2 pseudogenes are annotated in these 1,995 nt (G+C 61.8%); both read right to left on the bottom strand.

The features are described 5' to 3' along the window. Nucleotides 1–1,497: 1,497 nt before the first annotated feature. Nucleotides 1,498–1,898: pseudogene (locus ACYVMZ_RS39240) on the bottom strand (transposase); the annotation flags it as partial. A gap of 10 nt (nucleotides 1,899–1,908) precedes the next feature. Beyond that, a pseudogene (locus tag ACYVMZ_RS39235) lies at nucleotides 1,909–1,995 on the bottom strand (IS5/IS1182 family transposase); the annotation flags it as partial.

Raw genomic sequence — 1,995 nt, 5'->3', positions numbered from 1 at the left:
AACAGTCATCACAGCTCCCCTCACTACGAGATGCGCCTTCTGTTACTTATGGTGCGATCCCCGACGGGAGATCGCGACACCACCCTTGGGACATATGTGCGTGTTTCCGATCCCGGTCTTGAGGAGCCCTGGGGCACCGGCGGCGGTTGTCCGAAGGCGCTCAAGGGACTGAGGAACAGAACTGTCGACCGCGCAGCGATCGGCTGGTGAATGAAGCCAGCATGGTGCCCGATTACCGAGGGCAGAGATGTAGACATCGGGCGCCAGGCGTCCACGAAGTCGAGACATTGACGTACCTCTCCGGTTTCCAGGGAACGAACGATTCGCGCCACCGTGCGGCCGAAATGGTTCCGGTCCACAGAGGCCGAAATTCGCTCTGAGATGCTCAAGTAACCCTCAGAAAATCCCTGTCGCACTTGCCTGACCCGGCAGCATATGGAATTGTCATGGCCGCGCCGGGGAGAAATGCTCTCCGTGCAAAATATGGAAGTGGGTGAAGAAAGTGCTGAAGGCTGCTCGAATCCAGCGGATGAGAACCGTCCCGACACTTGGAGTGCTGCTGGCCGGTCTCTTATCTCTCGGAGCCGGGGCGTCTGCATCAGCTTCCGAAGTCGGCGTCAAGGCGCACCCCAGCGATTGCCACTATGAGATTGCCGGCAAGTGGGGAACGGTCGCCCGTTGCGAAAAGGACAATGGCGGCTCCTACCGAGCTTCCGGCACATGCAAGTTCCCGAACGGGAAGTTGCAAGAGATGGCAGGTCCATGGAAGTGGACGGGACCTTCCTACGCGTACTGCCCAGGAGACTCGAAGGCCGTTAGCGCGGGCATCACCACACGACCGACGCGGTAGAAGAGTCCCGATCGAACGAGAAAGGGTCAGCGACAATGAAGAAGATGAATTCGGCGCTGCTCGCTGCCGTAGGGATGGCGGCCTGCTTCACCCTCGGAGTCCAGGGCACTGCCAATGCGGCCACCGTATCCCCTACGGCCCATCCGACTGGGTGCACCAGCGGAAAGCACGACAATGGCTGGTCGGCCAAATGCAGTAAGAGCAATGGCGGGCACTATAAGGCGAGCGTGACGTGCTTCCCCTTTGATGGCGGTGATCGCGTTGTGCGCTGGGCGTCGCATTGGAGATCCAGCGGCACTTCCTACGTCTCCTGCCCGCCGCTTACCCAAGTTGAAAGTGGTGGCTTCGTTACAAAGGCCGATTAGGCCGAACCTGACAGCCCCCGGGCAAGGTCATGAGACCTGAATCTTCCTCCCGGTACTCGGGGCTGCCTGTTTGTGTGAGGCGCGTCGTACGCAGACGTGCACCGTGTGAGCCGTCGAGCCCGTCGCCTTCCTCGTGGCGACGGGCCCGATGTGTGACGAGGTCGCTTTACTTCACTGGGCCACGTGCTTCATCAACAGCCGTATGGCGATCAACGAGATGCGCCTCCAGCGTCGCAGCGTTGGAGGAACGCAGGGACCATCTGCGCTGGCAGGTGGAGATGGGCGAGGCGATTGTTGAGGCAACCGGGCCGCCACGCGACTCGATGCCTTGCGGCATGGTCGCAACGTCGGGGAAGGATGATTTGTCCCGCCTGTCGGCGACGTGGAAGCTGGGCTCAGCTGGCCGGCGTCGGTTTCCCTGGCCAGCTGGGGGTGGCGCCTTTCCGGGCGAGGCGCCTGGTCATGAGGGTGATGGCAGCCCAGGTGATCAGTGTCTCGGAGTGCTGGATGAGCCGCTCGTAGTCCCTCGCGTGGCGCCTGGCGTGCATCATCCAGGCGAGCGACCTCTCGACGACCCAACGGCGAGGCAATACGACGAAGCCGGATGCGTCCTTGGGACGGCTGACCGGCTTGATAGTGAGCTTGAGGTGCCGTTTCGCCCAGGCCACGAGCTTCCCGGCATAAGGGGTCCTTTCAGAAAGCCGGGATCTTGCGGGCGAGGGTCATGCAATGGGCGAGCTGGAGGAACGCGTCGTGCATGTCGTCCCGTGTTTCCCAGCG

It is taken from the genome of Streptomyces deserti (assembly GCF_054782695.1).
This window is presented reverse-complemented; position numbering and strand designations above follow the sequence as displayed.